The organism is Kribbella sp. NPDC050459 (assembly GCF_040655315.1).
Lineage (GTDB): Bacteria > Actinomycetota > Actinomycetes > Propionibacteriales > Kribbellaceae > Kribbella.
In genome coordinates this window covers 58141-82634 of record NZ_JBFAJQ010000022.1, presented here as the reverse complement: position 1 = coordinate 82634, position 24494 = coordinate 58141, and the positions used below count along the sequence as shown (strand labels likewise).

Sequence of the window (24494 nt, the reverse complement as noted above, 5' to 3'; positions counted from 1 at the left end):
AGGAAGATTCACAAACTTCTGAATGAAGTGTACGTTATGAATCATGACATCAGCCATCGTGGTCTCCGGACTGCACAAGTCGTACGGGAGTACGCACGCCCTCGACGGTCTCGACCTGGAGGTCGCGACCGGTGAGGTGCACGGCTTCCTGGGGCCGAACGGCGCCGGGAAGTCCACCACCATCCGCGTCCTGCTCGGTCTGCTGCGCGGTGATGCCGGAGATGTCTCGCTGCTCGGCGGGGACCCGTGGCACGACGCGGCCAAGCTGCACCGGCGGCTGGCGTACGTGCCCGGTGACGTGAACCTGTGGCCGAACCTGACCGGCGGCGAGGTGATCGACCTGCTCGGCCGGCTCCGCGGCGGGCTGGACGAGAAGAAGCGCGACGACCTGCTGCGCCGCTTCGACCTCGACCCGACCAAGAAGGGCCGGACGTACTCGAAGGGCAACCGGCAGAAGGTCGCCCTGGTCGCCGCGCTGGCGAGCGACGTCGAGCTGCTGATCCTCGACGAGCCGACCTCCGGCCTGGACCCGCTGATGGAGGAGGTCTTCCGGCAGGTCATCGAGGAGGAGCGCGCCCGCGACGGCGACCGCACTGTCCTGCTGTCGAGCCACATCCTGTCCGAGGTCGAGGCGCTGTGCGACCGGGTCAGCATCATCCGCCGCGGCAAGGTGGTCGAGACCGGCACGCTGTCCGACCTGCGGCATCTCACCCGGACGTCGATCCACGCCGAGCTGACCGCATCGCCGAACGGACTGGCCCAGCTCCCCGGCGTCCACGACCTCGACGTCGAGGGCAACCGGGTGCGGTGCGAGGTGGACACCGCCCAGCTCGACGCGGTGATGCGGCAGCTGTCGGCGAGCGGCATCAAGAGCCTGGTGGCGCAGCCGCCGACGCTGGAGGAGCTGTTCCTGCGGCACTACGACGGCGACCTCGAGCCCGAGGCGGCCGTGCGATGAACGACTTCGTCGGTACCGGGACGCTGGTCCGGCTCGCGCTGCGCCGGGACCGGATCCTGATCCCGATCTGGATCGTCGTGTTCGTGATGTCGGCGGCCGGGTCGGCGAAGGCGTCCATCGACCTGTACTCCGACCGGAACGCGCTGGTCGAGGCCGCTCGGACGTCGAACGCGTCGCCGGCCCTGGTGTCGCTGTACGGCCGGATCTTCGACGAGTCGTCGCTCGGCGAGGTCTCGCTGTTCAAGCTCACAGCTTTCGGCGCGCTCCTGGTCGGGCTGCTCGGCGGCATGCTCGTCGTCCGGCACAGCCGTAGCGAGGAAGAGTCCGGGCGGCTGGAGTTGCTGAGCGCCGGCGTCCTCGGTCGGTACGCCGCTCTCGCCGCCGCGCTGATCGTCTCCGGGGGAACTGCGATCGTGCTCGGCCTGTTGACCGCGCTCTCGTTGATGGGGAGCGGCCTGGACACGAAGGGCTCGTTCGCGTTCGGGCTGATGTGGGCCGCGGCCGGACTGGCGTTCGCGGGTGTCGGCGCGGTGACGGCACAGGTCACCGAGAGTGCCCGGGCCGCGAACGGGCTGACGGCGATCGTGCTCGGTGTGTCGTACGTACTGCGGGCGATCGGCGACTCGTCGGCCGACGGCAGCACGCAGTGGGTGTCGTGGCTGTCGCCGATCGGGTGGTCCCAGCAGGTCCGTGCGTACGCCGGTGACCGGTGGGTCGTACTGCTGCTGCCAGTCGTGTTCCTGGCGTTGATGGTCGCGGCGGCGATCGCACTGATCCAGCGGCGCGACGTCGGCGCCGGTCTGGTGCGACCGCGTCCCGGACCGCCGCGCGGTGCCGCGTCGTTGCGTTCGCCGCTCGCACTGGCCTGGCGGCTGCATCGGGGGTCGCTGTTCGCGTGGGGTTTCGGGTTCCTGCTGCTCGGTCTACTGGTCGGCAACATCGCCAGCAACGTCGACGGGTTCGTCACCAGCGACAGCGCGAAGGAGATGGTGCAGAAGCTCGGCGGCGTGGAGGGCATCACCGACGCGTTCCTGGCGACCGAGCTGGGCATCATGGGGCTGCTGGCGTCGGCGTTCGGGATCCAGGCGGCCCTCCGGCTCCGGTCGGAGGAGACTGCGCTGCGGGCCGAGCCGCTGCTGGCGACCGGTGTCACCCGGGCGCAGTGGCTCGGGAGTCACGTCGTCATGGCGCTGTTCGGCACCGCCGTCCTGATCCTCGTCGCCGGTCTGGGGTCCGGCGTCTCGAGTGGTGCGTCGCTCGGCAATATGGGCCGTCAGGTACCGCGCATGCTCGCCGGGGCCGCCGTACAGCTGCCGGCGATCTGGCTGGTGACCGGGCTGGTCGTCCTCCTCTTCGGGCTGGCGCCGAAGCTGGTGACCGGCGGTTGGGCGCTGTACGGCCTGTTCTTGCTGATCGGTCAGTTCGGCGAGCTGTTCAACCTGCCGCAATGGATGATCGACCTCAGCCCGTACGGTCACACGCCGCGGCTGCCCGGCGGTGAGTTCTCCGCCACGCCGGTGCTCTGGCTGACCGCGATCGCCGCCGCGCTCACGGTGACCGGCTTCGTCACGTTCCGCCGCCGCGACATCGGCTGAATCCGGATCGCGCTGGTCTGAGGGGTCCAGCGCCCACGGGCCCGCCCGGCACCTCGCCGGGCGGGCCTGTTTACGATCGCTGCGTGTTCAGTGAGCGGCTGGTGGACTTCTGGAGTGAGCGGCACCTGTGTGTGCTGAGTACGGCGCGCGCGGACGGGACCGTCCATGCGACGCCGGTCGGGGCGACGCTGGACGTCGAGGCGGGGCTGGTGCGGGTGATCTGCTCCGGTACGTCGTACAAGGCGCGCGCGATCCGGCGGCTGGGTGAGGCGGCGGTCGCGGTCACCCAGGTCGACGGGCGGCGCTGGAGCACGATCGAGGGACGCGCCGTGGTGAGCGACGACCCCGCGCACGTCCGCGAAGCCGAACGGCGCTATGCCAAGCGCTACCGGGAGCCGCGCGTCAATCCGCAGCGAGTGGTCATCGAAATCACCATCACCAAGGTCCTCGGCAATGCCGGCTGACCCGATCACCGTCATAGGCATCACCCCCGACGGCTGGCGCACCCTCTCCCCAGCCGCCCGCGATGCCATCCAGTCCGCCGAAGTAATCCTCGGCAGCCCCCGCCAACTAGCTCTCCTCCCAACTGAATCCTTTGGGGCCGTGCGGATCGCATGGGGCTCGCCGTTGTCCGAGGCTCTGCCTCGGTTGCTGGAGGAGCACCGAGGCCGGCGGATCTCTGTGCTGGCGAGTGGGGATCCGACGTTCTACGGGATCGGTACGACGCTGGTTCGGCTGCTGGGGGCCGACGCCGTGCGGGTGATTCCGCAGCCGTCGAGTGTCTCGCTGGCGTGTGCGCGGCTGGGCTGGGCGCAGGATCAGGTGCAGGTTGTGAGCCTGGTGAGCAACCCGGTCGAGCGGCTGCATCCGCATCTCCAGCCCGGGCGGCGCCTGCTGATTCTCAGCCGTGGTGCGCGGACCCCGGCCGAGGTGGCCGCCCTGATGGTCGCGCGCGGCTACGGCGCCGGCGAGTTCACCGTTCTCGAACAGCTCGGCGGCCCGGCCGAACGCGTCCGTACGGCGACCGCGGCTGACTGGTCCCACGAGGTCGATCCGCTCAACGTGATCGCGATCCGATGCCCGGCCGACGCTCCCGTCCTCTCCACGTCACCCGGTCTGCCCGACGACGCGTACGAGAACGACGGCCAGCTCACCAAACGCGAAGTACGCGCCGTCACCCTGTCCCGCCTCGCGCCCGTCCCCGGCCAACTGTTGTGGGACATCGGCGGCGGAGCAGGCAGCATCGCGATCGAGTGGTCGCGGCACCACCCGTCCTGCCGCGCGATCGCCGTCGAACGCGACCCCGACCGGGCGAAGCGCCTCGAGCGGAACGCGGCCGCACTCGGAGCCGCTGTGGACGTGGTGGAAGGCGCCGCGCCGGCGATCCTCGACGGTCTCGAGCCACCGGACGCGATCTTCATCGGCGGCGGGGCGACCGCCGCGGGCATGTTCGACGCCTGCTGGAACGCGCTGAAACCCGGCGGCCGCCTGGTCGCCAACGGCGTCACGCTGGAGACCGAGTCCCTGATCACCCAGTGGTACAAGGCTGTCGGCGGCGACCTCGTCCGCCTCGACGTACAACGCGCCTCCGCCGTCGGCACCATGACCGGCTGGCGCCCAGCCATGCCGGTGACCATCTGGAGCGTGACCAAATGACGGTTCATTTCATCGGCGCCGGCCCCGGAGCCGCCGACCTGATCACCGTCCGCGGGCGCGATCTGATCGCCGCGTCGCCGGTCTGCCTGTACGCCGGCGCGCTCGTCCCGGTCGAGCTCCTCGACCACTGCCCGCCCGGCGCCCGCAAGGTCGACACGGCGAACCTGACCCTCGACGAGATCATCGCCGAGCTCGCCACCGCGCACGCGGCCGGCCTCGACGTCGCCCGGCTGCACTCCGGCGACCCGTCCGTCTTCAGTGCGATGGCCGAACAGCTGCGCCGCCTCGACGCGCTCGAGATCCCGTACGACGTGACGCCCGGCGTCCCGGCGTACGCCGCCGCCGCGGCGACTCTCGGCCGTGAGCTGACTGTCCCCGAGGTCGGGCAGACCGTCGTGCTCACGCGGATCGGCGGCAGCGCCAGCGCGATGCCGGACGGCGAGGATCTCGCGACACTGGGCGCCGGCCGGGCGACGATCGTCCTCCACCTCGCCGTCCAGCAGATCGATCGCGTCGTCGCGGAACTCGTGCCGAACTACGGCGCCGACTGCCCGGTCGCGGTCGTCGCACGCGCCTCCCGCGACGACGAGGTGGTCCTGCGCGGGACGCTCGCCGACATCGCGGAGCAGGTGAAGGCGGCAGGTGTTCGCCGTACCGCGGTCATCATCGCCGGAAAGGTGCTGTCCGCAACGGCTTTCCGGGACAGCCATCTGTACTCGGCCGACCGCAGCCGATGAAGGTTCTGCTGCTCGGCGGAACGGGGGAGGCCCGCGAACTCGCGGGTGCGCTGGCCGGTGTCCCGGGGGTCGAGGTCGTGTCGTCGTTGGCGGGACGGACCTCGGACACGCGGCTGCCTGTCGGTGAGGTGCGGGTCGGTGGGTTCGGCGGTGCGAGCGGTCTTGCGGCCTGGCTGCGGGAGCATCCGGTGGAGGCGGTGGTCGACGCGACGCATCCGTTCGCGGCGACGATGACCGCGAACGCACTCACGGCGACTCGCGAGGTTGGCACGCCGCTGGTCGTACTGCGTCGGCCGGGCTGGACGCCGGCACCCGGCGACAACTGGCACTGGGCCGACTCCACGTCGGCGGCCGCCAACGTGCTGCCGCAGATCGGCACCCGCGTCTTCCTCACCATCGGGCGCCAAGGTCTCGACGCCTTCGCCGACACCGGCCTGTGGACGCTCGCCCGGTGCGTCGATCCGCCGGACCCGCGCCCGGCCTGGTGTGAACTGATCCTCGCCCGCGGGCCGTTCGCCCTCGCCGACGAGCAGGCGATTCTTCGTGACCATCGCATCGACGTCCTGGTCACCAAAGACAGCGGCGGCCCCGCCACGGCCGCGAAACTCGCCGCGACCCGTGAGCTCGGAATCCCGGTCGTCGTGATCCGCCGCCCGCCGTTGCCGGTCGGGCACGAGGCGGTCGAGACGGTCGAGGACGCCGTTCAGTGGGTGATCCGGGCGAGCCATTCGCCGAGGACGTGACGCTCGCCGTCGGTCAGCACCCCGATCTCCGCCAACCGCACCCGCAACGCATTCGCCGCAGCCACCGCACCCGCGTCCGCCCGCGCGACCGCCCGGGCCTCACCGTCCGCCGCGCCTGCTGTCGCTCCGTCCGCCGTGCGCGGTAAGGCCGGAGCGGTGGTGATCGCCGCGACCACGGCGTGGAACATCGCGTCCGCCAGGCGTGGGTCGCGGCGGTCGGCCTCTTCGGCCAGTAGGGCCAGTACGGCGCCTGAGCCGGCCGCCTGCACCATGTCCGCGGCCAGGTCCTCGTCGACCCGCAGTCGTCCGGCGGCGGCAATGTTGCGGATCCGGGTCCGCAGGATCGCGATTCCGGCCTCGGCCGCCGCGGGACGCTTCCCCGGCTGCGTGTCGGCGTACATCAGCAGGAACAGGGCCGGGTTCGCCAGCCCGAACTCGATGTGCAGGTCCCAGCCCGACCGGAGGTCCGCGATCGGGTCGGTCGTCGGATCGAGCGGCGGCTTGTCCGCGAGGTACGTCGCGAACCCGTACTCCAGCACCGCCGCGAGCAGCCCGTCCTTGTCGCCGAACAGCCGGTAAATCGTCGGCGCCTGCGTCCCCGCCGCGGCCGCGACCGCCCGGGTGGACACGGCATCGCGCCCGCCGCTCGCCAGCAGCCCGGCAGCGACCTCGACGATCTGCGCCCGCATCCGGTCCCGCCCGCTCGCATCCACCACGCGCCAACCGTAGCGGTCGGCGCACGCTGTTAACAGTGATAGCGTAAATCAGTATCCACTGATAACAAGGAGTCCGAATGATCATCGTTACCGGAGCGACCGGGCGCCTCGGCCGTGCTGTGGTCGACCGCCTGACCGAACGCGTCCCGGCCGATCGGCTCGGGGTGAGCGTGCGTGACCCGGAGAAGGCCGTGGACCTCGCGGCTCAGGGCATCCGGGTTCGGCGTGGCGACTTCGACGATGCCGACTCGCTGGCGTACGCCTTCGAGGGCGCCCGCCAGGTGCTCGTCGTCTCGGGCCCGGCCGACCCGGCGCCGCATCACCTCGCGATCGACACGGCCAAGACCGCCGGCGCCGAGCGCGTCCTCTACACCAGCCACCAGGCCGCGAACCCGGACTCGCTCTTCATCGCGACCCGTGGCCACGCCGCGACAGAACAGGACCTGCTGAATTCCGGCGTGCCGTTCACGGCCCTGCGCAACGGCTTCTACGCGAGTACGCCGGTGTTCATGGTGCGGTCCGCGCTGGAGACCGGCGAGCTGATCCTGCCGGAGGACGGGCCGTTCTCCTGGACCGCGCACCGGGACCTGGCCGACGCGGCCGCGATCGCCCTGACGGAGCCGGGGCGCGTCGACGGCATCACACCACCACTGACCGGCCCGGAACTGTTCGACTACGCGGACGTCGCCGCGATCGCCTCGGACCTCCTCGGGCGGAAGGTCACCCGGATCACAGTGCCGGACGAGGAATGGCGACAGGCCGCGCTCGGCCGTGGCATGCCGGAGTTCCTCGTCGACCTGACCCTGGGCATCTTCGCGGCCGCGCGGCGTGGCGAGTTCGCGGTTGTCGATCCCACGCTGCCCGCACTGATCGGTCGCCCCGCCACGACGCTGCGTGAGGTGCTCGCCGCCGAGCTCCCCACCTGACGCTCACCGGTCGGCGGCTCGATAGATTGACGCCATGGGGATTCAGATCGCGCCGAGCATCCTGTCCGCCGACTTCGCGCGGCTGTCCGACGAGGCGGCCGCGGTATCGAACGCCGACTGGCTGCACGTCGACGTCATGGACAACCACTTCGTGCCGAACCTGACCCTCGGACTGCCGGTGGTCGAGTCGCTGGCCAAGGCGACCGACATGCCGCTCGACTGTCACCTGATGATCGAGGACCCGGACCGCTGGGCGCCCGGGTACGTCGAGGCGGGCGCCTCGAGCGTCACCTTCCACGTCGAGGCCTGCCGGGCGCCGATCCGGACCGCGCGGGAGATCCGCGCCAAGGGCGCCCGCGCCGCGATGGCGCTCCGGCCGGCCACCCCGATCGAGCCGTACGAGGACCTGCTGTCCGAGCTCGACATGATCCTGATCATGACCGTCGAGCCCGGCTTCGGCGGGCAGAAGTTCCTCGACGTCTGCGTACCGAAGATCCGCCGCACCCGGCAGCTGCTCGACAAGCACGGCCTCGATCTGTGGATCGAGATCGACGGCGGCGTCTCGGCCGAGACGATCGAGCGCTGCGCCGAGGCCGGCGCCGACGTGTTCGTGGCCGGCTCGGCCGTCTACGCCGCCGACGACCCGAACGCGATGGTCGAGCAGCTACGCGGTCTCGCCGAGCAGTCCGCCGGTCGCTAACTCAGGCTCCACCTCGGGCGGCACGCGCAGCAGCAACACGGTCGAGATCGCCGCGAGTACGGCGGCCAGCAGCCACACGTACTGCACGCCGAAGCCCTCGATCACCGCACCCGCTACCGCGGACCCGATCGCCGCACCGCCCATCGCCGCGCTGCCCATCCACCCGAACACCTCGGTCCGCGCCACGTCCGGGGTCAACGCGCCCAGCCGCTCGTACAGCGCGCCGATCGCCGGCGCCAGCGTCAGCCCCGACAACGCCAACGCGATCCCGAGCGTGACCGGCGACGAGGTCGCGAACACGCACAGCAGCATGCCCACCCCGACCAGCGCGGCCCGCCGCCACAGGTACGACGTACGGCGGCCCGGCAACGCGCCCGCGACGGCACCGCCGACCAGGCTGCCGAACGCCCAGACGGCCTCGAAGATCCCGGCGATCAACCGCTGCCCGTGATCGTCGGCGAACGCGACGATCGCCAGCGAGATTCCGTTGAACGACATGATCCACAGGCCGAACGCGAGGATCAGCGGCAACCGGTGCCGGTGCCACAGCAGCTGCCGCGCGGTCAACGGCACCGCGGCGTGATCGTCGTGGGTGAGCGGTCTCGGTTGTCGGAGCGCATACCACCAGATGAAGAGCGCGGACATCGCCGCCGCGAGCAGCACGCCCAGTCGCGGGCTCGCCACGCTCACCGCGGTCGCGCCGAGCATCGGCCCGACCATGAACAGCAGCTCCTGCGCGGTCGCGTCCACGGCGTACGCCGTCCGCAGCGCCGGGCCCTGCACCACTCGGGGCCAGGCTGCGCGCAACGTCTGCATCACGGGTGGGACGAGGGCTCCCGCGATGATGGTGAGCACAGGCAGCAACCGGTACAGCCCGGCGGGTAGCAGCGCGATCGCGAACAGAGCGACGCTCCACGACAGCCCGGTGATCAGCAGCACGCCTCGTGCGCCGCGGCGGTCGGCGGCTCGGGACCACAACGGCCCGGCGATCGCCATACCGACCGAATAGGCGCCAGCGACGACGCCTGCCCAGCGGAACGAGCCGCTCGCGTCCTTGGCCAGGAACGCCACCGGAACCATCGTCGCGAGCACGGGCAGGCGAGCGAGCAGCGAGGACAACAGCAACGCCGTCACGCCGTGCGTTCGCCACAACTCCCGGTAGCCACCCAAGTCCATGCCCTCATCCTGAACGCCGCCACCGACATTTACGATGACGAGATGACCGACCCCAAACCGGTGGAGAGCTGGCTGACCGACATGGACGGCGTCCTCGTGCACGAGGAGCGCGCCATCCCCGGAGCCAGTGACTTCATCGGAGCGCTGCAGGCGTCCGGCAAGAAGTTCCTGGTGCTCACCAACAACTCGATCTTCACCCCGCGCGACCTGCGCGCCCGCCTGCTTGCCGCGGGTATCGACATCCCGGAGACGTCGATCTGGACGAGTGCGCTCGCCACCGCGCAGTTCCTCGAGGACCAGCGTCCGCGCGGGACGGCGTACGTGATCGGTGAGGCCGGGCTGACCACGGCGCTGCACGAGATCGGGTACGTGCTGACCGACCGCGACCCGGACTACGTGGTCCTCGGCGAGACCAGGACGTACTCGTTCGAGGCGATCACCAGGGCGATCCGCCTGATCGCGGAGGGTGCGCGGTTCATCGCGACCAACCCGGACCCGACCGGCCCGTCGCAGGAAGGCCCGCTGCCGGCGACCGGCTCGGTGGCGGCGCTGATCACCCGGGCGACGGGCGTCGCGCCGTACTTCGTCGGCAAGCCGAACCCGTTGATGATGCGCAGCGCGCTGAACCGGATCGAGGGACATTCCGAGACGACCGTGATGATCGGCGACCGGATGGACACCGACATCATCAGCGGTCTCGAGGCGGGCCTGCGCAGCGTGCTCGTGCTGTCCGGTTCGACCGGCGAGCATGAGGTCGAGCGCTTCCCGTACCGCCCGACCCGCGTCGTCCAGTCGATTGCCGATGTCGTACCGCTGGTGACCGCGCTGGCCTAACAGGTCAGCGTGCGGAACCCGTACCCCTGCGCCTTCAGAGCCTGAAGGATCACCGGCAGGGCCGCCACGGTCTGGGTGCGGTTGCCGCCGCCGTCGTGCATCAGGATGACCGATCCGCTGTGCACGTTCTTCAGTACCCGTTGCTCGATCGCCGCGACGCCCGGCTTCGTCCAGTCCCGCGAGTCCACGGTCCACACGACGAGGTCCTTGCCGAGCGCCTTCGCCCGCTGCCGGACGGCCGCGCTCACCCCGCCGTACGGAGGCCGCAGGCAGCCCGGCGTACTACCGGTCTGGGCCTGGATCGCCTGATCCGTCGACAGCACCTGCTGCCGGAACGCCGCCGCGCCGAGCTGCCGGAGGTCGGCGTGCGTCCACGTGTGGTTCTGCACGCTGTGGCCGGCGGCGTGGACCCGCTTGGTCAGCTCTGGATGCTTCCGGACGCTCTGGCCGACCTCGAAGAACGTCGCCTTGGCGTCGTACTTCGCGAGGATGTCGAGCACCTTCGGGGTGTACTCGGCATCGGGCCCGTCGTCGAACGTCAGGACGACATACTTGGTCGGCAGCGGTGTCGGCTTCGGCGTGACCGCGACCGCCGCCGCGGGTGGAGCGGGTGTGGGCGTGGGTGGTTTGGCCGGTGACTTCGCCGCCGCGACGACCACCGTGCCGATCACCACGCTCACCAGCATCATCAGCGCCAGACCGATGACCCTGTTCCCCGTGCGCGTCAAGCGAATGTCCATGTTCCCCCCAGGGCGGTGGGTTCACAACCTCACTGAGACCTCACTGCATCCTGGGCGAACGGCCGCAGAAAGCCAGCGTCCACGCCGCTTCCGCATCAACAATTCACGGATACCGGACGCGCCCTAGGTGCAGGACATCGTGGTGAAGACGAAGCCGCGGGCCTTCAGGGTGCGCAGGATCGTCGGCAGCGCGGCGAGCGTCTGACTGCGGTTCCCGCCGCCGTCGTGCATCAGGATCACCGAGCCGATGTGCACGTTCGCGAGGGCGCGGCGCACGATCACCGACGTGCCGGGGCGGGACCAGTCGCGGGTGTCGATGGTCCAGACGCGGATCTTCTTGCCGAGGACGGCCGCGCGGTGCGACACCAGCCGGTTCGTGCCGCCGTACGGCGGCCGGAGGCAGCGCGGGGTGTAGCCGGTCTGGGCCCGGATGTACCGGTCGGTCTTCTGGACCTGGGACCTGAAGACCGGCCACGAGACGTGCCGGAGATCGGGATGCGACCAGGTGTGGTTCTGCACGCTGTTGCCCTGCTGGTAGACGCGCCGGGTCAGATACGGATAGCGCGCCACGTTCTGGCCGAGCTCGAAGAAGGTTGCCCGTGCCCCGTACGCCCGGAGGATCCTCAGGATCTGGGGCGTGTACTGGCTCGGGCCGTCGTCGAAGGTGAGATAGACGTACTTGCGAACCACCGCGGCCGCCGGAGTGGCTGCGACGGTGGTCGCCTCGGGCGTCGACGTGGCCGCGAGCATTCCGATCGCGAGTACCGCAGTCAGGAGCCCGGCTGTTGCTCGTCGGTACACAGACATGGCCACCCCCCGGACGCAGCGTGAGCTTCCATCGTGCGCCTGGACGGGGCCGACTCGCCAGATCCTCAGAGCACCTGAGAGAGGAACTGACGGAGCCTCGGTGACTCGGCCGCGCCGAAGATCTGTCCGGGTGCGCCGGACTCGACCACGATGCCGTGGTCCATGAACGCGACCTGGTCCGCGACCTCCCGGGCGAAACCCATTTCGTGGGTGACCACGACCATCGTCATCCCGGTCTCGGCGAGGTCCGCCATCAGCGCCAGCACGCCCTTGACCAGCTCGGGGTCGAGCGCCGAGGTGGCCTCGTCGAACAGCATCACCTCGGGCTCCATCGCCAGCGCCCGCGCGATCGCGACCCGCTGCTGCTGGCCGCCGGACAGGTTCCCGGGGCGGGCGTCCGCCTTGTGCTCGAGGCCGACCAGCTCGAGTTGTGCGCGGGCCGCGGCGCGCGCCGGCTCCACGTCGAGCTTCTTGAGCTTGCGCAGCGGCAGCGTGATGTTGTCGAGCACGCTCTTGTGCGGGAACAGGTTGAAGTGCTGGAACACCATCCCGATCCGGCGCCGCAGGACGTCGGGATCACCCCGCAGTACCGACTCGCCGCCGAGCTTCACGTCGCCGGCGTCCGGTTCGAGCAGCCGGTTGATCGCGCGCAGCAACGTCGACTTGCCGGACCCGGACGGGCCGATCACGCACGCGGTCTGCCCGGCCGGTACGGCGAGGTCGACGCCGCGCAGCACCTTGTTGCTGCCGAAGGCCAGCTCGACGCCGGACACCTCCAGGCTCGTGGCCTCAATGGTTCGCATGGGCGAGCTCCTCCAGCTTGACGTCCTCCGGCCCCGACGGTTCGGCGGGCCGGCCTTCGCGCAGCCGCTTGTCGAAGTGGTTCACCAGGTGCGTGAGCGGCACGGTGATCAGCAGGTAGAAGATGCCTGCCAGCAGCAGCGGAGACAGGTTGCCGTTGGTCGCGGCCGCGTCCTGCCCGATCCGGAACAGTTCGCGCTGGCTCGCCAGCAGCCCGAGGAAGTAGACCAGGCTGGACTCCTTCACGAGCGCGATGAACTGGTTCACGAGCGCGGGCAGCACCCGCCGTACCCCTTGCGGGATGACGACCAGCCGCATGCCGCTGGTGTAGCTGAAGCCGAGCGCCCGGGCGGCCTCGAGCTGGCCCTTCTCCACGCTCTGGATGCCGGAGCGGAAGATCTCGCCGATGTACGCCGCGGCGATCAGCGAGAGCGCGAGGATGCCCAGCGGGTACGGGTTCGGGCCCCACCAGTGCCGGGTGATCGGCGACAGGCCCTGGCCGATCAGCAGGATGGTCAGGATCGCGGGCAGGCCGCGGAAGATGTCGGTGTAGATCTTCGCGGGCCAGCGCAGCCAGCGCTTCGTGGACAGGGCGAGGACCGCCACGACCATGCCGAGCAGGGTGCCCAGCACGACCGAGGCGGCCGCCAGGATGAGGGTGTTGACCAGTCCCACCTTCAGCATCTCGGGCAGGACCGCCTTCATCGACTCCCAGTCGAGGAAGGTGTCACTCAGGGTGGACCAGATGTCCATCAGGCTTTGGGAGCCGTGAACTTGACCGATCCGCTGCCCGGCGTGAAGTTCGCCGGTACGGCGCGACCCGGGTAGTACTGCTCGACGAGCTTGGTCCAGGTGCCGTCGGCGATGACCTCGTCGAGCGCCTTGTTGACGACCTCGCGGAGCTTGTCGTTGTTCTTGGCCACCGCGAACGCCATCGGCGCGTCACTGAGCTCCTTCGCAGCCAGGATGACCGTGCCGCCGCCCTGCTCCTTGGCCATCTTCTCGCCGATCTCGGCCGGTGAGACCCAGGCGTCCGCGGTACCGGCCTTGAGCTGGCCGAGCGCGGCGTTGTAGTTCGGCACCCGGACCGGGTTCAGGTTCTTGCCGGTGGCGTAGTCGCCCTGGACGGTGCCCTGGACCACCACGACCCGCTTGCCGGTGAGCTGGTCGAACGAGGTGATCCCGGAGTCCTTCGTGGTGTTCAGTCCCAGGTAGCCGAAGTCGTACCCGTTGCTGAAAGCAACCGTCTTCTTGCGCGCCTCGGTGATCGTGATCGACGAGCTGCCGAGGTCGAACTGGCCGCCGTTCACCTGCGACAGCAGCGCGGAGAAGTCGGTGCCGACGAACTCGGGCTTCAGGTTCAGCTTCGCCGCCACCGCGGTGATCAGGTCGTTGTCGAAGCCGGTGAACTTCCCGTCCTTCACGTACACGTTCGGCGGCGCGTCGGTGAGCGTGCCGATCCGCAGCGTGCCCGCCGACATCAGGCCCAGATCCTGGCCGCCCGCCGCGGCGTCGTCCCCGTTGCTGCCACAGGCAACCATCGCGCTCGCCAAGGTGATGGCCCCAACCACTGCGACAACCCGCCGAAAAGCGCCGAACGCGCGCACAACTGTCTCCTCACAACGTCAACGAAGGCAGGGCGGTTCGCCGCTGCCGCAGCAAGCCAACACCAGCGCTGCGACCGGCATTCCGTGCCGACGAAGGGTGAGACGGGGCCTAATGTCTACTCGGGCTGTGCTATATCAGAGCAATCAGCCGTGATGCTGGTCATAGTGCGCGAGCGCGTCCGCGGTCCGACCGGTGCCATAGGCAAGTAACAGCTCGGCCACCCCGGGTGACACCGCGGCCGCCGCCGTGGCTGCCCGCTGGATCTCGTCGGCGGACGCGACCGCGCGGAAGAGATCCTGGATCTCCCTCACGACGGCGCGTGCGGACGGTGCTTGCGTGTCGGGTGGCCCGCCGGGAATCGTCAGCGGCCGCACGAACCTGGCCGGCGGATCGACAGGCTGCCCGGCCGTGGCCGATCGCTGGAGGTGGGTCGTCGTCGGCCGTGTGTAGGCGCTGGTGGCGGCGCGGATGCCGTCGAGCTCGTGCGCGACGTGCTCGGGCTCGATGCCGCCGGCCACCGCCAGGTCGGCGAGCTCGGAGACGGCCCGCAGCCGGGACACGACGGCCGGATTGCCGATCTTCACCCGCTGCGCGCTGACCAGCTGCGAGAGCATCGGCGCCGACAGCCCGATCACCTGGGCGAGCCCGCCCTGGGTCAGGCCGAGCGTTGCGGTGATCCGCCGGACCACCTCGCCGAGCGGCTCGCCGTACAACTCGACCTGCTGCTGCAGGTTCTGCGCCGTCTGCTCCATGCAAAGATCTTCGCATTTGCGAACCCGAATTTCCAGCCTGGAACCGGCTTGACATTTGCGATAGCAAACTGCCAAGGTTTGCGGCAGCGAATCTCAGCGGAGGACAACGATGACGACTCACCAGGCTCACCGCCGCACCGCGGTGTGGGCTCTCCTCGCCGTCACGCTCGCCGCCGTCCTGGGCGGTCTGACGGCGCCGACGGCACTGGCGGACCCGGCCCCGAGCGGCGGCAAGCTCGTGCTGGTGCTGGACTCGTCCGGCTCGATGGCGGAGCCGGCCGGTGACGGGCAGACCAAGATCGCGGCCGCGCGGACGGCGCTGACGAGTGTGGTGCGCAAGCTGCCGGACGGCGCCGAGGTCGGACTCCGGGTGTATGGCGCGACCGTGTTCAAGCGCACGCAGGCCGGCGCCTGCACCGACACCCAGCTCACCGTCCCGATCGGCACCGGCAACCGGCCGCAGTTGCAGGCAGCCATCGCCAAGTACAAGCCGTATGGCGAGACGCCGATCGCTTACGCGCTCCAGCAGGCCGCGAAGGACGTCGGCCCGGTCGGCCAGCGCACGATCGTCCTGGTCTCCGACGGTGAGGCCACCTGTGCACCCGAGCCGTGCGCGGTCGCGCGATCGATCGCCCAGCAGGGCATCGACGTGAAGATCGACGTCGTCGGGTTCCGCGTCGGCGGGAAGGCGCGCAGCCAGCTCCAGTGCGTGGCTCGCGAAGGCCGCGGCGACTACTACGACGCCGACTCGACCGTCGACCTGGAGGCGGGCCTGGACCGGTTGTCCACCAGGGCGTTCCGGCCGTTCCGGCTGTCGGGCACGCCGGTGCGCGGGGCCGCGCAACAGGAGGGTGCGCCGGTGCTTGCCCCGGGCCACTACCTGGACACGTTCGGCACCGATCGGACCGCGAAGTACTACACGATCAAGCGGACGATGGCGAAGTCGACGCTGCGCGCGGGGATCAGCTTCCGCCGGCCGGTTCCCGGCGGCACCGTGATCGAGGCCGCGGTCAAGCTGAACACGCTGAGCGGTGAGGCGTGCGGCTGGAGCTATCCGCTGTCGTTCGAGGGCGAGCAGGGCATCGCCACCGGTTCGGCGTCGAGCTGGACCGGCGACTACCCGAAGGAGTGCGAGACCGACGAGCAGCTCGTGCTCACGGTCTCCGGCGGCAGGGACTACGCCCAGCTGAAGTCCGCGCCGTATGAGCTGCGCGTCGACGAGGAGCCGGCCGTCGAGTCCACCGCGAACCTGCCGGCCGAGGCGGGCGACCCGACCTGGACACCGATGCCGGGTTCGACGCCGCGCGAGATCGTCCCGGGCTCGAGCTTCGCCGACGCGCCGCTGGTCGCCGCCGGCAGCTACAAGACCACGCTGATGCCCGGAGAGGTCCAGCTGTACAAGGTGAAGGCGGACTGGGGGCAGCGGATCCAGGCACAGGTGTCCATTCCGCAGCTCGGTGCGGCGACCGCGAAGGCAGTGGACGTCGGGCGGTATGTCGACCTCGACGTGATCTCGCCGACCGGTGAGGACGTGTACGCCGTGTTCGCGAAGAAGGTGCCCGGCGGGGCCGGCAAGCGCACCGTGCTTGACCCGCACGGCACGGTCAAGGCGATCACCACGAAGGAGATCCGGTACCTGAACCGCGACGGCGCGAACAACCAGGACACCGGGACCTCGCTGCCGGGGGAGTACTACGTCGCGGTGTCGATGACGCGGAAGACCGACGACAAGGCCTTCACCGTTCCGATGACGCTGACCATCGGCTTCGTCGGCACGCCCGGCACGGGCAAACCGACGTACGTGGACGGTGCTACGCCGGTCGCCGGCGAGTCCGTGACACCGAGCACCACGCCGTCCCAGGATCCGGGTCAGCCCAACCAGGCGAGTGGTCCGGTGCAGGGGCGCGTCGACGGCGACGCCGGTCCGCCGGTCGCGCTGGTGGCGGGCTTGGGCGGTGGGGGTCTGCTGCTCCTGATGGTCGGCGTGCTGCTGGTGGTCCGGCTGCGGCGGTAAGTTCTGGGCGGTGGAGGCGTTTGCGGGCCGGTATCGGCTGATCGACCTGATCGGGACGGGCGGGATGGGCTCGGTCTGGCGGGCCTGGGACCTGCGGCGGGCGACCTTCGTCGCCGCGAAGGTTCTCGGCCAGCACGATGCGGCGACGCTGCTGCGGTTCGTCCGGGAGCAGTCGCTGCGGATCGAGCATCCGCACGTGGTCGCTCCGCACGGGTGGGCCGCGGACGACGACCGGGTCGTGTTCGCGATGGACCTGGTCCGCGGCGGCTCGGTGGCGACCCTCCTCGGCGACCACGGGCCGCTGCCCCCGGCGTACGTCGCCGTGCTGCTGGATCAGCTGCTGCACGCGCTGTCCGCGGTGCATGCCGCCCGCGTCGTGCACCGGGACGTGAAGCCGGCCAACCTGCTGCTCGACGTCACCGGGACGGGGCGGCCGCACCTGCGCCTGTCGGACTTCGGCGTCGCCGGTCTGCTCGACGAGCCCCGGATGACCCGCCACAGCACTGTCCTCGGGACGCCCGGCTACCTCGCACCCGAGCAGCTGACTGGTGCGGACCCCGACCCGCGCCAGGACCTGTACGCCGTCGGCGCCGTCGCCGTCGAACTCCTCACCGGCGAACGCCCCGGCGCAACCGGCCCGCTCCCGAAGCTCGGCGGGCCGCTGGGCACCTTCATCAGCATCCTCACGGCGAAGGACCCGTCCGATCGCCCCGCCTCCGCCGCAGCAGCCGGCCGCCTCCTCGCCGAAGCCGGCACCCTCCCGCCACCAGGCACCGATCCCTGGACCCACACCCCCGACGCCCCCGAGGTCTTCGACCAACTCCCCCCACTCCCACCCAACTGGACCCCCACCCCACCACCCGCCCAGCCAACCTCGGCCGCCCACACCCCACCGACAGGCCAGGCCAAACCGACCGGACAGGCGGCGCCGGTTGGGCGGGGGACACCGATTGGGCGGGGTCGGGTGTTGTGGGTGGTGGCTGTGGCTTGTTTGGCTGGGGGGATTGGGCTGTTGGGGACGGCCGGCTGGCTGCTCTTTGGCTGAGAGGTAGTTCGTCGGACCTCGGGGGCGTGGCGTGGAAGACTTTTGGTGATGGAGCCGTCAGTGGTCACCGCGCCGACGAGGGGTCGGCTGCGGTTTCTGATCGCCGCGCTGGCGATCACGACGACCGTCGGGTACGGCGTGCTCACGTACGCGTTCAGCGCCCTCGTCGGCCCGATGAGCCACGAGCTGTCCATCTCCACCACGACCGCGGTCGGCGCGTCCACGATCGCCGTGCTGGTCAGCGGCCTCATCTCGATCCCCGTCGGTCGCCGCCTGGACGTCCGCGGCGGGCGCGGTCTGATGGCGTCCGGCTCGGCCCTGGCCGCGGCCGCCGTCCTCGGCTGGTCGCAGGTCCAGAACACCGTCCAGTTGTTCGCCGTCTTCGTCCTGATCGGCGTCGCCTGCGCGATGGTCCTCTACCCGCCCGCCTTCGCCGTCGTGGTCGCCGTCGCGGCCCCGACCGCCCGGACGAACTCGATCCTCACGATCACGATGGTCGGCGGACTGGCCAGCTCGATCTTCATCCCGCTCACCGGTTACCTCGCCCACAGCCTCGGCTGGCGCTCCGCCCTCGTCGTGCTGGCCGGCATCCTCGCCGTCACCACAGTCCCGCTGCACTTCCTCGCCGTACCGCGGGAAGCGCCACTGCCCACAACCACGCGGCACCCGAAGTCACCGGCCAGAGTTCTGCGCGATCCCGGGTTCTGGCTGCTCGCCGGTGCGTTCGTCGTACACAGCGCGGCGCTCGCCGTGATCGCCGTCCACCTGGTCCTCTACCTCGTCAGTCTGGGCCACCCGCCGGCGCGGGCGGCGAGCCTGGCGGGGCTGCTCGGCCTGATGTCGGTGACCGGGCGGCTGGTGGTCAGCGTGTCCGCCCGGTGGTTGCCGATGGCGACGATCACCGCGCTGATCCTGCTCGTCCAGGGCGTCGCGGTCGCGCTGCTGCCCGCGGTCGGAGAGCACGTCGGCGGGGCGATCGGGTGCCTGGTGCTGTTCGGCCTGGGGTTCGGGGTGTCGTCGATCGCGACCCCGGCGATCCTGCTCGACCGGTACGGCGCGAGCGGCTTCGGCATGATCGCCGGGATGCTCGGCACCCCGACCACGATCGCGAAGGCGGTCGGGCCGCTCGTCGGCGCCGGGCTGGCCGGCGCGTTCGGGTACCGGCCGCTGATCCTCGCGGTGGCCGCCGGCTGCGCGCTGGCCGGAGCGGCGCTGGCCCTCACCCGCCGGCTGGTGCCGCCGGCGTCGACCAGGATGTGACCTGGGTCGTGGTGCGGGTTGCGGCAGAGGGCATACTTGAAGCACGAGTGAACCCACTCGCGTGCTCCGGGGTCGGTGTAATTCCGAGCCGGCGGTAACAGTCCGCGACCCGGTCGCTGCGGTATGGCGATCGGTTGACCTGGTGGAATTCCAGGACCGACGGTGAAAGTCCGGATGGGAGGCGCACGCGGTCGACGGGTGCGCTCTGGCGCCCGACGGCGCGGAGCGTGGGCTGTGACGGCCCGCGCGACGCGGTTCCCGGTGGGCGGCGGAGCGGACGTGCCGGCCGGAGGCCCCGGAGTGCGTCCGTGACGACGAGGGGCCCGAGCAGTGAACGACGCGTCGCCGATCGACATCGCCTGGATGAGGCGTGCTGTCGAGCTGGCTGCGAGAGGTGTCGGCAGCACCCATCCCAACCCGGTGGTCGGGTGCGTGATCACCGGCCGTGACGGGCATCCGGTGGGCGAGGGCTTCCATGCCGTTGCCGGCGGACCGCACGCCGAGGTCGAGGCGCTGCGGATGGCCGGTGCCCGCGCCCGCGGCGGTACGGCGTACGTCACGCTCGAGCCGTGCAACCACACCGGCCGGACCGGTCCGTGCGCGGACGCCCTGATCGAGGCCGGGATCGCGCGCGTCGTGTACGCCGTACCCGACCCGAACCGGACCGCCGCGGGCGGCGCCGAGAAGCTGCGGACCAAGAACATCGAGGTCGTGGAGGGCGTACTGCGCTCCGAGGCCGAGGCGGTGAATCACGTCTGGCTGCACAGCGTGCGGGTCGGGCGCCCGTTCGTCACCTGGAAGTTCGCGACCACGCTCGACGGGCGGTCCGCGGCGCCGGACGGGACCAGCAAGTGGATCACCGGCCCGATCGCGCGGGCCGACGTCCACCGCCTGCGGGCCGAGTGCGACGCGATCGTCGTCGGCACCCAGACAGTGCTGAACGACGATCCTGAGCTGACGGTCCGCGACGAGAACGACGTCCCCGCGGCGCGGCAGCCGCTGCGGGTGGTCGTCGGTGACCGCGAGATTCCGCCGACCGCGCGCGTCCGCAACGACCGCGCCGAGACGTTGCTGCTGCCGACCCACGATCCCGCCGAGGTGCTCCGGCAGTTGGACGACCGGCAGATCCGGCACCTCTGGCTTGAAGGCGGCCCGACGCTGGCCGCCGCGTTCCTGCGCGCCGGTCTGGTCGACCAGATCGTCGCGTACGTCGCCCCGGCCGTCCTCGGCTCCGGCTACGCCGCGGTCGGCGACCTCGGCGCGGAATCGATCGACCACCTGCGGCGGTTCAAGCTAGCGGACGTCACCCGCCTCGGCGACGACGTCCGGCTGACCCTGGTTCCTCTGGGAGGAAAGTAGATGTTCACCGGCATCATCGAAGAACTCGGCACTGTCGAGTCCCTGGACCTGCTGGACGGTGACGCCGCGCGGCTCACCATCCGCGGTCCGAAGGTGACCGAGGACGCCGCGCACGGCGCCTCGATCGCGGTCAACGGCTGCTGCCTGACGGTAGTGGAGTACGGCGGGGGCCTGTTCACCGCGGATGTGATGCGCGAGACGCTGCAGCGGACCAGCCTCGGCGGCCTGGAGAAGGGTTCGCCGGTCAACCTCGAGCGGGCTGTCGCCGCGCACGAACGGCTCGGCGGCCACATCGTCCAGGGCCACGTCGACGGCACCGGCACTATCGCCTCGCGGACCCCGTCCGAGCGCTGGGAGGACGTCCGGATCGCGACGTCCCCGGAGATCCTGCGGTACGTCGCCGAAAAGGGCTCGATCGCGATCGACGGCGTCTCGCTGACCGTGACCGACGTCGACGACGCGACCGGGACGTTCGGGGTCAGCCTGATCCCGACCACGCTGGAGCTGACCGTGCTCGGCGCGAACAAGGTGGGCGACACCGTCAACCTCGAGGTCGACGTGATCGCCAAGTACGTCGAGCGGCTGCTGACCGCCGGCACAGTGCAGGACAACGGAGGCGAGAAGTGAACGCGATCGACTGGCTGCTGCACTCCCAGGTGACAATCGCCGGTTCGCCGGTGCTGGTCCGGGAGATCGTCGGCAACGTGTTCGGTCTGGCCAGTGCGCTGTTCGGCATGCGCCGGCTGGTCGCCGCGTGGCCGGTCGGCATCGTCGGCAACGTGCTGCTGTTCACGGTCTTCGTCGGCGGGATCTTCGACACCCCGCAGGACAAGGACCTCTGGGGTCAGGCCGGCCGGCAGGTCTTCTTCGCGCTCGTCAGCCTGTACGGGTGGTACCGCTGGTACCAGACCCGGCACCACGGCGCCGACAAGGCCGTGCAGCCGCGCTGGGCGACCGCGCGCGAGCGGCTCGAGCTCGGCGGTGTCGCCGTGGTGCTGTACGCGATCTCGTACTTCGTCCTGCGCGAGCTCGGCTCGTGGGGCCCGCAGTGGGACGCGTGGATCCTCACCGGCTCGATCCTGGCGACGTACGGGATGGCGCGCGGCTTCGTCGAGTTCTGGCTGATCTGGATCGCCGTCGACGTGGTCGGCGTACCGCTGCTGGTGCAGGCGAAGTTCTACCCGTCCGCGACGATGTACATCGTGTACGGCCTCTTCTGCGTCCTCGGATTCGCGTCGTGGTGGAAGATCCAGAACCGTGAGCGGATCCAGACTCCTGAACCGGTGGTGGTGGGTTAGATGGGTGACGTGCTGAAGCTCGACACGATCGAGCACGCGATCGAGGAGATCCGCGCCGGGCGGCCGGTGATCGTCGTCGACGACGAGGACCGCGAGAACGAGGGTGACCTGATCTTCGCCGCGTCCAAGGCGACGCCCGAGCTGCTGGCGTTCCTGATCCGGTACAGCTCCGGTGTGGTGTGCGTGCCGATGGAGGGCGCGGAGCTCGACCGGCTCGGGATTCCGCTGATGACGCCGCACAACCGGGAGCGGATGCGGACGGCGTACACGATCTCCGTCGACGCGCGCGACGGCATCTCCACCGGAATCTCGGCCGCGGACCGGACGCGGACGATCCGGGTGCTGGCCGACTCCGCCTCGGAGCCGTACGACCTGGTGCAGCCGGGGCACGTGTTCCCGCTGCGCGGTCGCGAAGGCGGCGTACTGGTTCGGCCCGGGCACACCGAGGCGTCCATCGACCTGGCGCGGCTGGCCGGGTTGACGCCGGCCGCGGTGATCTCCGAGATGGTGAACGACGACGGGACCATGAAGCGCGGTCCGGAGCTGCGGGAGTTCGCCGACGAGCACGGGCTCGTGCTGGTGTCGATCGACGACCTGATCCGGTACCGGCGTCGTACCGAGTCCCAGATCCAGCGGGTCGCGACAACGACGCTGCCGACCCGGTACGGCGATTTCGTTGCCCACGGCTACCGGAACGTCGTGGACGGGTCGGAGCAGCTCGCGCTGGTCCGCGGCGAGATCGGGGACGGGCCGACGCTGGTGCGGCTGCACTCGGAGTGCCTGACCGGCGACGTGTTCGGTTCGCTGCGCTGCGACTGCGGGCCGCAGCTGGACGAGGCGCTCCGGCAGGTCGCTGCCGAGGGTGGTGTCGTCGTTTATCTGCGCGGCCATGAAGGGCGCGGGATCGGGCTGCTGCACAAGCTGCAGGCGTACGAGCTGCAGGACGCGGGGCGGGACACCGTCGACGCGAACCTGGACCTCGGGTTGCCGGCCGACGCGCGCGACTACGGCACCGGGGCGCAGATCCTCGCCGACCTCGGGGTGACGTCGGCGCGGCTGCTGACGAACAACCCCGACAAGCTCGCGGGCGTCCAGGGGTACGGCATCGACGTCGTCGAGCGCCGCGGGATCTTCATCGACCCGACCGAGCACAACCTGCGGTACCTGCGCACCAAGCGCGACCGGATGGGCCACCACCTGCCAGGTGGCGTGTTGACCGAAGAGAACGGAGCCGGCTGATGTCGGGCAGTGGAGCACCCACCATCGAGGCACCCCGCGTGGACGGCGCCCGGGTCGCGGTCGTCGCCGCCCAGTGGCACCCGAAAGTCACCGACGGCCTGCTCGCCGGCGCCCTCCGCGCACTGGAGGACTCCGGCGTCACCGACCACACCGTCATCCGCGTACCCGGATCGTTCGAACTCCCCGTCGCGGCCCTGCACGCTGCGAAGTCCGGGTACGACGCCGTGGTCGCGCTCGGCGTGGTGATCCGCGGCGACACCCCGCACTTCGAATACGTCTGCCAGGCGGCGACCGAAGGCCTCATGCAGGTCGGCGTCAGCACCGGCGTCCCCGTCGGCTTCGGCGTACTCACCTGCGACAACGACCCCCAGGCCCTGGACCGAGCCGGCCTCCCCGACAGCCGAGAAGACAAAGGCTACGAAGCCACCCAAGCCGCCCTCTCCACGCTGGCCGCCGTCCGGCAGTTGGGGTAGGACGAACCTGAGCTCATGCGACACCCTATGGGGTCGGTGAACAGCTAATAACCTGTTCACCGACCCCCTTGCCTGTTCACAGACCTCAGTCGACGCGGGTGTGTTCCATGAGCCAGTTCGTGGTCCAGGTTTTGCCCTGGTCGGTCGAAAACGCCTGTTGCCAGGCGGCTTTGTCGGTGCCGGGGGTCCAGAGGAAGCGGACGTCGATCGGTTGGCCGGTCCAGTCGTCGGGGCCTTCGAAGGTGCCGGTGCCGTCGGGGGTGAAGGAGCCGATGACGGGGGATTCGAGGCGGCCGCGCTGGCTGTTGATCCAGTGGATGGACCAGGTTTTGGCCTCGGGGTCGTAGCGGCGGAAGGTCGCGCCGCGGAAGCCTTCGCTCGGGAACCAGCCTTCGTCGAAGCTGATCGCGCCGTCGAAGTACGTGGTGGCTTCCATCGTGGCGTCGTGTTCGTACCACTCGAAGGGCTCGCCGAGTACGGGACGCCGGCGCCGGTTGTGGAACGACCAGCGTCCGACGAGGAAGTCGAAGTCGTCGGTGAGCTTGGGTACGTCGAGTGCGGGCGGGGGAGTGGAGCGCCGGGTGAAGTCCATGATCCAGTTGGTTTCCCAGGTCTCGCCGCCGTCGGCGGAGTACGCCTGCTCCCAGTGGGCGGTCTCCGGGGTGATGTCCGACCATTCGTAGCTGCACAGGATCGGCCGCCCGTCGTGGGTGTCTTCGCCGACCAGACGGCAGCGCGACCCGTCGGCCGCCCAGCCGCCGTGCACCGGCGGGTACAGCTTCATCGTCGTGCTGTTGACCCACCAGATGCTCCACTGCTCGCTGACCGGGTCGAACAGCCGCAGCGACAGCCCGTACGACCCCTTGGTCGGGAACCGCATCTCGTCGATGCTGATCTGTCCGTCGAAGTACGTGCGCGCGGTCGTGGTCCCGTCGTACTCGAGCCATTCGTCGCACCCCGCGAACGCCTGCTTGAGCGTGCGGTGGTGGACGTCGAAGTACCCGTTGAGGAAGTCGAAGTCGCCGGTCAGCTTGGTCCAAGTCGTCATGGTGCCAGC

Annotated in this window: 26 protein-coding genes and 1 riboswitch; of the genes, 17 read left to right on the top strand and 9 right to left on the bottom strand. The window is 70.3% G+C overall.

Going from position 1 to position 24494, the window contains the following annotated elements; translation table 11 throughout:
* Nucleotides 1–43 precede the first annotated feature (43 nt).
* The 6 genes from AB0I12_RS41420 to AB0I12_RS41395 all read left to right on the top strand — a co-directional run bounded on the left by AB0I12_RS41420 (nt 44) and on the right by AB0I12_RS41395 (nt 5689).
* Nucleotides 44–958 carry an ABC transporter ATP-binding protein gene (locus tag AB0I12_RS41420; protein ID WP_359941612.1) on the top strand — a complete coding sequence of 305 codons (915 nt, stop codon included), beginning with the start codon at nt 44–46 and terminating at the stop codon, nt 956–958.
* Nucleotides 955–2553 carry an ABC transporter permease gene (locus tag AB0I12_RS41415; protein WP_359941609.1) on the top strand — a complete coding sequence of 533 codons (1599 nt, stop codon included), beginning with the start codon at nt 955–957 and terminating at the stop codon, nt 2551–2553. Before AB0I12_RS41420 ends, AB0I12_RS41415 begins: the two co-directional genes overlap by 4 nt.
* An 83-nt stretch (nt 2554–2636) precedes the next feature.
* On the top strand, nt 2637–3017 hold the full coding sequence (locus AB0I12_RS41410) for a PPOX class F420-dependent oxidoreductase (RefSeq protein WP_359941606.1): 381 nt from the start codon (nt 2637–2639) through the stop codon (nt 3015–3017).
* Nucleotides 3007–4209 carry a precorrin-6y C5,15-methyltransferase (decarboxylating) subunit CbiE gene (gene cbiE / locus AB0I12_RS41405; protein WP_359941603.1) on the top strand — a complete coding sequence of 401 codons (1203 nt, stop codon included), beginning with the start codon at nt 3007–3009 and terminating at the stop codon, nt 4207–4209. Before AB0I12_RS41410 ends, cbiE begins: the two co-directional genes overlap by 11 nt.
* A complete protein-coding gene (gene cobM, locus AB0I12_RS41400) occupies nt 4206–4946 on the top strand; it encodes a precorrin-4 C(11)-methyltransferase (protein WP_359941600.1) in 741 nt (246 codons plus the stop codon). Before cbiE ends, cobM begins: the two co-directional genes overlap by 4 nt.
* The gene (locus AB0I12_RS41395; RefSeq protein WP_359941597.1) at nt 4943–5689 is read left to right on the top strand and encodes a cobalt-precorrin-6A reductase; all 747 of its coding nucleotides are present in this window, start codon (nt 4943–4945) and stop codon (nt 5687–5689) included. The genes cobM and AB0I12_RS41395 overlap by 4 nt, the downstream gene beginning before the upstream one ends.
* On the opposite strand, the gene AB0I12_RS41390 is transcribed toward AB0I12_RS41395, so the two are convergent.
* Complete coding sequence (locus AB0I12_RS41390) at nt 5650–6405, bottom strand: TetR/AcrR family transcriptional regulator (protein ID WP_359941594.1); 756 nt, start codon at nt 6403–6405, stop codon at nt 5650–5652. The genes AB0I12_RS41395 and AB0I12_RS41390 overlap by 40 nt on opposite strands.
* A gap of 77 nt (nt 6406–6482) precedes the next feature.
* On the opposite strand from AB0I12_RS41390, the gene AB0I12_RS41385 reads away from it, so the two are divergent.
* Together AB0I12_RS41385 and rpe are read left to right on the top strand one after the other, a co-directional pair.
* The gene (locus AB0I12_RS41385) at nt 6483–7331 is read left to right on the top strand and encodes an NAD(P)H-binding protein (RefSeq protein WP_359941591.1); all 849 of its coding nucleotides are present in this window, start codon (nt 6483–6485) and stop codon (nt 7329–7331) included.
* 34 nt (nt 7332–7365) lie between these two features.
* Entirely contained in the window at nt 7366–8031 is a 666-nt protein-coding gene (rpe, locus tag AB0I12_RS41380) for a ribulose-phosphate 3-epimerase (protein ID WP_359941589.1), read from the top strand.
* Here the strand turns inward: rpe and AB0I12_RS41375 are convergent.
* Nucleotides 7996–9207: an MFS transporter gene (locus AB0I12_RS41375; protein WP_359941586.1), complete on the bottom strand. Its 1212-nt coding sequence runs from the start codon at nt 9205–9207 to the stop codon at nt 7996–7998. The genes rpe and AB0I12_RS41375 overlap by 36 nt on opposite strands.
* A gap of 42 nt (nt 9208–9249) precedes the next feature.
* On the opposite strand from AB0I12_RS41375, the gene AB0I12_RS41370 reads away from it, so the two are divergent.
* Entirely contained in the window at nt 9250–10041 is a 792-nt protein-coding gene (locus AB0I12_RS41370; RefSeq protein ID WP_359941583.1) for an HAD-IIA family hydrolase, read from the top strand.
* Here the strand turns inward: AB0I12_RS41370 and AB0I12_RS41365 are convergent.
* The 6 genes from AB0I12_RS41365 to AB0I12_RS41340 form a co-directional block, all read right to left on the bottom strand.
* A complete protein-coding gene (locus AB0I12_RS41365) occupies nt 10038–10769 on the bottom strand; it encodes a polysaccharide deacetylase family protein (protein ID WP_359941580.1) in 732 nt (243 codons plus the stop codon). The genes AB0I12_RS41370 and AB0I12_RS41365 overlap by 4 nt on opposite strands.
* A 135-nt stretch (nt 10770–10904) precedes the next feature.
* Nucleotides 10905–11588, bottom strand: a complete 684-nt coding sequence (locus AB0I12_RS41360; RefSeq protein WP_359941577.1) for a polysaccharide deacetylase family protein — start codon at nt 11586–11588, stop codon at nt 10905–10907.
* 65 nt (nt 11589–11653) lie between these two features.
* Nucleotides 11654–12391, bottom strand: a complete 738-nt coding sequence (locus AB0I12_RS41355; protein WP_359941574.1) for an amino acid ABC transporter ATP-binding protein — start codon at nt 12389–12391, stop codon at nt 11654–11656.
* A complete protein-coding gene (locus AB0I12_RS41350; RefSeq protein ID WP_359941571.1) occupies nt 12378–13142 on the bottom strand; it encodes an amino acid ABC transporter permease in 765 nt (254 codons plus the stop codon). Before AB0I12_RS41350 ends, AB0I12_RS41355 begins: the two co-directional genes overlap by 14 nt.
* Nucleotides 13142–13960 (bottom strand): ABC transporter substrate-binding protein, encoded by an 819-nt coding sequence (locus tag AB0I12_RS41345; protein WP_359941568.1) that lies wholly within the window; start codon nt 13958–13960, stop codon nt 13142–13144. The genes AB0I12_RS41350 and AB0I12_RS41345 overlap by 1 nt, the downstream gene beginning before the upstream one ends.
* A gap of 180 nt (nt 13961–14140) precedes the next feature.
* Nucleotides 14141–14749, bottom strand: a complete 609-nt coding sequence (locus AB0I12_RS41340) for a DNA-binding protein (RefSeq protein WP_359941565.1) — start codon at nt 14747–14749, stop codon at nt 14141–14143.
* A 109-nt stretch (nt 14750–14858) separates the two neighbouring features.
* Between AB0I12_RS41340 and AB0I12_RS41335 the strand changes: the two genes are divergently transcribed.
* From AB0I12_RS41335 to ribH, 8 genes are all read left to right on the top strand, one after another.
* Complete coding sequence (locus tag AB0I12_RS41335; protein ID WP_359941563.1) at nt 14859–16763, top strand: VWA domain-containing protein; 1905 nt, start codon at nt 14859–14861, stop codon at nt 16761–16763.
* A 10-nt stretch (nt 16764–16773) separates the two neighbouring features.
* A complete protein-coding gene (locus AB0I12_RS41330; RefSeq protein WP_359941560.1) occupies nt 16774–17808 on the top strand; it encodes a serine/threonine-protein kinase in 1035 nt (344 codons plus the stop codon).
* Nucleotides 17809–17856: 48 nt separating this feature from the next.
* Nucleotides 17857–19068 carry an MFS transporter gene (locus tag AB0I12_RS41325; protein ID WP_359941557.1) on the top strand — a complete coding sequence of 404 codons (1212 nt, stop codon included), beginning with the start codon at nt 17857–17859 and terminating at the stop codon, nt 19066–19068.
* A gap of 57 nt (nt 19069–19125) precedes the next feature.
* Nucleotides 19126–19259, top strand: a riboswitch (FMN riboswitch).
* A gap of 172 nt (nt 19260–19431) precedes the next feature.
* Entirely contained in the window at nt 19432–20427 is a 996-nt protein-coding gene (ribD, locus tag AB0I12_RS41320; protein ID WP_359941674.1) for a bifunctional diaminohydroxyphosphoribosylaminopyrimidine deaminase/5-amino-6-(5-phosphoribosylamino)uracil reductase RibD, read from the top strand.
* Nucleotides 20428–21054, top strand: a complete 627-nt coding sequence (locus AB0I12_RS41315; RefSeq protein WP_359941554.1) for a riboflavin synthase — start codon at nt 20428–20430, stop codon at nt 21052–21054.
* Entirely contained in the window at nt 21051–21725 is a 675-nt protein-coding gene (gene pnuC, locus AB0I12_RS41310) for a nicotinamide riboside transporter PnuC (protein WP_355698982.1), read from the top strand. Before AB0I12_RS41315 ends, pnuC begins: the two co-directional genes overlap by 4 nt.
* Nucleotides 21726–22964, top strand: a complete 1239-nt coding sequence (locus AB0I12_RS41305; RefSeq protein ID WP_359941551.1) for a bifunctional 3,4-dihydroxy-2-butanone-4-phosphate synthase/GTP cyclohydrolase II — start codon at nt 21726–21728, stop codon at nt 22962–22964.
* Nucleotides 22964–23437, top strand: a complete 474-nt coding sequence (gene ribH / locus AB0I12_RS41300; protein WP_359941548.1) for a 6,7-dimethyl-8-ribityllumazine synthase — start codon at nt 22964–22966, stop codon at nt 23435–23437. Before AB0I12_RS41305 ends, ribH begins: the two co-directional genes overlap by 1 nt.
* An 85-nt stretch (nt 23438–23522) precedes the next feature.
* On the opposite strand, the gene AB0I12_RS41295 is transcribed toward ribH, so the two are convergent.
* Nucleotides 23523–24485, bottom strand: coding sequence for a hypothetical protein (locus AB0I12_RS41295; protein ID WP_359941545.1), 963 nt, complete (start codon nt 24483–24485; stop codon nt 23523–23525).
* Between the last annotated feature and the right edge of the window lie 9 nt (nt 24486–24494).